We start from the raw sequence: 5,039 nt of genomic DNA on the forward strand, positions 1-5,039 counted from the left end.
GCCGTCGCCGCCCGCGCGCCGTAGCCGCTCAGGCCCACCATCTCGAGCGCCGCCTCCACGGCGCGGGCCTTGTCGGCGCGGCTCATCTCGGACCGGCGCAGCCCGAACCCCACGTTCTCGGCCACGGTCAGATGCGGGAAGATGGCATAGGACTGGAACACCATGTTGGTGGGCCGCAGGTTCGGGCCGACGCCGGCCATGCCGCGGCCATCGATCCGCAGGCTGCCGGTGTCGGGGTCCTCGAAACCGGCAATGACCCGCAACAGCGTGGTCTTGCCGCAGCCCGAGGGCCCCAGCAACGAGAAGAACTCGCCCTGGCGGATGTCCAGGTCGATGTCGCGCAGGGCGTGATAGTCGGCGAAATGCTTGTTCACGCCCGTCAGGCTGATCAGCGTCACAGAAAGCCCCCCCTGTCCTTGAGCCCGGCCCGCCTGAGGCCGCGCCGCCGCATGATCTCGGCCAGGCTCAGCAGAACGATGGACAGCGCCACCAGGATCGTCCCCAGCGCCATGACCACCGGCAACTGGCCCGGAAAGCGCAAAAGGCCCCAGATATAGACCGGCATGGTCGGATTGGCCCCCGACAAGAAGAAGGCGATGATGAATTCGTCCAGCGATATCGTGAAGGAGATCAGCAGCGACGAGATGATCCCCGGCATCACCAGCGGCAGGATCACCAGGCGAAAGGCGCTCAGCCGCGTCTCGCCCAGATCGAGCGCGGCCTCTTCCAGGGCCGGGTCCAGGTTCTGGAAGGCACCGTTGAGCACGGCGATGGAAAAGGGCATGCAGATCAGGGTATGCGCCGCGATGATGGTGGTGTTGGACAGGCCCAGCCCGAAGATCTGCACCGCCAGCACCAGCAGCGAGACCGCCACGATGATCTCGGGCAGGACCAGCGGCAGCATGATCAGCCCCAACATGGGGCGTTTCAGCGGCCAGTCGGCCATGCTGGCCGCGCGGGCGGCGCAGACGCCCAGCACGGTCGACAGCACCGCCGTCGTGGCCGCGATGATCAGCGAATTGCGCGCCGCGTCGAGCAGGCTCGCGCTTTGCGTGAGTTCTGCGAACCAGCGGGTCGTGGCCCCCGACAGCGGGAAGGCGATGATATCCGCGTCGTTGAAGGCAAAGAGCGGCAGCAGCGCGATGGGCGCATAGAGAAACACCAGATAGGCGATGGCATAGACACGCAGACCCTTCATTTCGGCCCCCGCAGCCAGCGCCGGTTGAGCCAGATGAAGATCAGCGAGACAGCCGTGACCGAAAGCATGGCCAGCACCGCGAGCGTCGCCCCCATGGGCGCGTTGTTGAGCCTGAGGAACTGCGTCTGGATCATGTTGGCAATCATCAGCCCGTCGGGCCCGCCCACCAGCCGCGGCGTGACATAGTCGCCGATGGTTGGGATGAAGACGATCAGCACCGCGGCGACCACGCCGGGCATGGCCAAGGGCAGCGTCACCCGCAGGAAGGTCGTCGTGCGGGTCTCGCCCAGGTCCATCGAGGCCTCGAGCAGCGACCGGTCGATCTTTTCGAGCGCCACGAAAATCGGCAGGATCGCGAAGGGCGCAAAGGCATGGGCCAGGGTGATGACCACCGCGTTGGCGTTGTAGAGGATGACCGACAGAGGCGCGTCGATCAGCCCGAGGCCCTGCAACCCGGAATTAAGCACGCCGTTATAGCCCAGGATCACCTTCCACAGGAAGACGCGGATCAGATAGCTGGTCCAGAAGGGTATGGTGATCAGGAACAGCCAGAGCGACTTGCGTTCCGGCGCCACGTGGAAGCTGACGAAATAGGCGATGGGAAAGGCCAGCACCACGGTCGCGACGGTCACCGCCCCGGCGATCAGCAGCGAGCGGCGCAGCAATTGCATGTAGAGCGGATCACCGAAGGCCTCGGCGTAATTGGCCAGCGTGAAACTGGTGCTGATGTCCAGGTAATCCTGGGTCCAGAAGCTGAACAGCACGATCGTTGCCAACGGCACCGCCAGCAGCAGCAGGGCATAGAGGAACGGCGGGCTGACAAGGATCAGCCCCCGCTTGCCGCGTGCTGTCAGTCCCACCTTGGCCATGGGTGCCCCGATTCCCCTCAAACGCGCCAAGCCCCAAGGGACCGAGAAACGCGAAAAAGATCAATTACCTTCAAGTCTCGCGCGATTCGGCCTATCTTTATAGTCAGTCAAGGCGCGGTTTTCCTTAAAATCCTGCGACGGGTCCTGTTTGCCAGCGGTGCGGACAGGGTACCGCGATGACAGGAAAGACGACGTAGTGGCTCTGCACAACTGGGACGATTTGCATTTCTGCCTCGCGCTGAACCGCCACAAGACCATGACGAAGGCCGGCAACAGCCTGTCGGCAAACGTGGCGACGGTGTCGCGCCGCATCGAGAAACTGACCGAGGAGCTGGGCCAGGCGCTGTTCATCAAGCATGCCAGCATGTGGGAGCCGACCGAGGCCGGGCGCCGCCTGATTGCCCTGGCCGAGACCGTGGAGCAGAACCTCGACGCCTTCGCCGTGCAGCAGGATATCGCCCCGCCGCCCGGCGCGCTGGTGCGCGCCGCCGTTACGCTGACCATCCTGCAAAGCGCGCTCAGCGCCTGCGGACAGGCCTTTCTGCGGCAGCACCCCGACCTGGTCCTCGATCTTACCTTCCGCGACCGGTCCATCGCCTATGCCGAGGCGGACGTGGCCGTGACCTATACCCGGCCCACGCAGGGACTGCTGACCTGCCGCAAGCTGGGCACACTGCGCCTGCGTCCCTATGTCTGCGCCCAACTCGATCGTCCCCCGTCGGGCTGGCTGACCATCGACTACGATGATGCCGCGCGCCAGGTGGAGGCCTTCCAGAGGGGCGAGGCCGACCTGCCCACCCGGTTGCGCCTGGAGGGATTGACCATCTCCCAGCGCATGCTGGCCGGGTCGGACCTCGTGGCAACCTTCCCCGAATGTTTCGCCGACCACCGACCCGAATTGAAACGGCTCAGCCCGGACGGGCCTGCAGAATTGCTGGAGGTCTGGATCAGCTTTCACCGAAGTCGCAAGCTGGACCCGATCGTGCGGCTGGCCGACGCGCTGGTCACGGAGTGCTTCGGCGAGACCACGGCCTGACACCGGACCGAACGCAAAGGGGCCACCTCGATGGGCGGCCCCTGCAAAACGAGATCGGTCCGATCAGCGCTTGGCTAATTAAGCTTCTTCGTTTCCTGTTTTTTATCAACAGGTTACACAGCGCATATATAAAACGTAAATGTTTTGTTAAACGCTAGGTGCGTACTGTGCTGAAAGCCGTTAGCTAACTGGACCGTGCTTTTGTCGCCAATGCAACTGCCTTGTCCAGCTCACCTGTTTCTGCAGCTTTTTTCAACGCCTCAAGCACTGTGCCCACTTCCTGCAGCGTGTCCACAAACACAGCGTTGCTCTTGCCGTTAATATTCAGAATACGACTGCCGTATCTGCACTGCACATACCACCCGCCGTCCTGTTCAAAAAACCAAGCCCTAACACGCTTGTCATGCTCAACCCGTGTTCGTTCGCCCGCATCGTTCGTCTGCCAGCGCTTTGTCTTCACAGTGTATTCATTGCCAGCAAGCGCAGCAGCAAGCACCCTGCCCTGTTCTTCAATAGCTGCAACAAGCTTTTCACGTCGCGCAACAACAGGATCTTTTTGTGTATTACGATGAACAGTTTTCAGGTTCAGCTTCGCAATATAGCTCATCTCAACAGCTCCTTTTCCATATCAGCTGCTGCAATACTATGGTCAGAACATAGCAAGAACGACCGGAATTTTACTCGTCATCAGTATATTGTATTTCTTCTAATCGTTTCCTGCGCTCACTAAGCGTTTCACCATCGTATTGCCAATACTGCCATCCGTTTACAGTGCGCCATTCATAGCCAGCTCTTTGTAAAACCTTAAGCGCCGCACCACTTACGCTTTCCAAAATACCTTCAAACTCAATTTTCTTGTTACTGTGGACACACGCCGTAATTGTTTCGTCGTTAGCAAACGTAAGCACATCACCACGTTTCAACCCAACGTCAAATAGTCCAATAATACGTCGCCGTCCTTCTGCACGCTCCAGCGCAACAAGTCCTTCTTCATCGACAGCAATATCTTTATGTGGTGTAACATCACGTCCACCAGTCAGCTTAAGCGCAGAAATTACACGCTGTGGATCAATTTCAAAAAACTCCCTACCTGCACGCATTCGATGATCTGCAAATGCATTGTGCACTAGCCGCTCAACACTTGCGTCATCGTCAACCTCAACCGCAAACGCACAGCGAAACGGCAACGGAACACTTGTATTGTCCAAAGACCTAAGCCGTTGCCCCAAGTTAGTTGTTCGTCCAACCTTCACGTAGTTATCAAACGCAGGATTAACCAAAACGTATACTACTGCCATTGTTCCGCCTCTTGCACTGCTCTTGTATCAGCACACTATCCAAGCTGTGGTCCTAGTTCAATTTTTCTCTGCCTTTGCACTCAAAGGATAAATAACTGCGTAAGGAACGCAGTTATGAACAGACGATTTGAACAGCAGGCAATGCGTGATTGGGTGGTAGCACAAGGCTATAACACGTTCTGCACGCTGAAATTTAAGAACGGTTACGACATAGACGAACGTCAGGCCGAGCGAGTTGTGCAGCTATTCCTACAGCGTGTTGATAGAACATATTGGGGTAAGCGTGTTGAACGTGAACAGCTGCGCTGCCCTCGCTTTGTGTTCAAGCAACGAGGTATAAGCAGACACAACACGCACTTCCATCTAGTAATACAAGCACAAGGCGACGTTTATACGTTCCTCCAAGTTCTACGCAGCACTTGGACACGGTTTAACGAAACCTGCGGTAATACATCGCGTTTTGAACAGGCACGCAACACAACAGCAACAGGCACTTATTGCACACACGAATGGGCATACTTAGGCAGCGAAACATTTTGGGTCCCTTCTCGATTTGTGTGGGTTGCCTGGGTCATCGAGGCTTGAGCGGGCCCTACATTTTGTGCGTCCGGTAGGCGCGTCCGGCGCGTAGACCTCAA

At 58.6% G+C, this 5,039-nt stretch carries 7 protein-coding genes; 2 read left to right on the forward strand and 5 right to left on the reverse strand.

Going from position 1 to position 5,039, the window contains the following annotated elements:
* The 3 genes from ACH107_RS29675 to ACH107_RS29685 form a co-directional block, all read right to left on the reverse strand.
* Positions 1–392: ABC transporter ATP-binding protein (locus ACH107_RS29675; protein WP_412509314.1), on the reverse strand; the 392-nt coding region annotated here is incomplete at its 3' end.
* A 2-nt stretch (positions 393–394) separates the two neighbouring features.
* A complete protein-coding gene (locus ACH107_RS29680) occupies positions 395–1,198 on the reverse strand; it encodes an ABC transporter permease (RefSeq protein WP_412509309.1) in 804 nt (267 codons plus the stop codon).
* On the reverse strand, positions 1,195–2,067 hold the full coding sequence (locus ACH107_RS29685) for an ABC transporter permease (protein ID WP_310691162.1): 873 nt from the start codon (positions 2,065–2,067) through the stop codon (positions 1,195–1,197). Before ACH107_RS29685 ends, ACH107_RS29680 begins: the two co-directional genes overlap by 4 nt.
* Positions 2,068–2,263: 196 nt before the next feature.
* Between ACH107_RS29685 and ACH107_RS29690 the strand changes: the two genes are divergently transcribed.
* Entirely contained in the window at positions 2,264–3,103 is an 840-nt protein-coding gene (locus ACH107_RS29690) for a LysR family transcriptional regulator (protein WP_412509310.1), read from the forward strand.
* A 184-nt stretch (positions 3,104–3,287) separates the two neighbouring features.
* Here ACH107_RS29690 and ACH107_RS29695 read toward each other — a convergent pair whose 3' ends face one another.
* Positions 3,288–3,710, reverse strand: coding sequence for a hypothetical protein (locus ACH107_RS29695; protein ID WP_412509311.1), 423 nt, complete (start codon positions 3,708–3,710; stop codon positions 3,288–3,290).
* A gap of 70 nt (positions 3,711–3,780) precedes the next feature.
* Positions 3,781–4,401: a GIY-YIG nuclease family protein gene (locus ACH107_RS29700; RefSeq protein ID WP_412509312.1), complete on the reverse strand. Its 621-nt coding sequence runs from the start codon at positions 4,399–4,401 to the stop codon at positions 3,781–3,783.
* Between the two features lie 114 nt (positions 4,402–4,515).
* On the opposite strand from ACH107_RS29700, the gene ACH107_RS29705 reads away from it, so the two are divergent.
* Positions 4,516–4,986, forward strand: a complete 471-nt coding sequence (locus tag ACH107_RS29705) for a hypothetical protein (RefSeq protein ID WP_412509313.1) — start codon at positions 4,516–4,518, stop codon at positions 4,984–4,986.
* Positions 4,987–5,039: the final 53 nt, after the last annotated feature.

The organism is Roseovarius halophilus (ex Wu et al. 2025) (assembly GCF_047086965.1).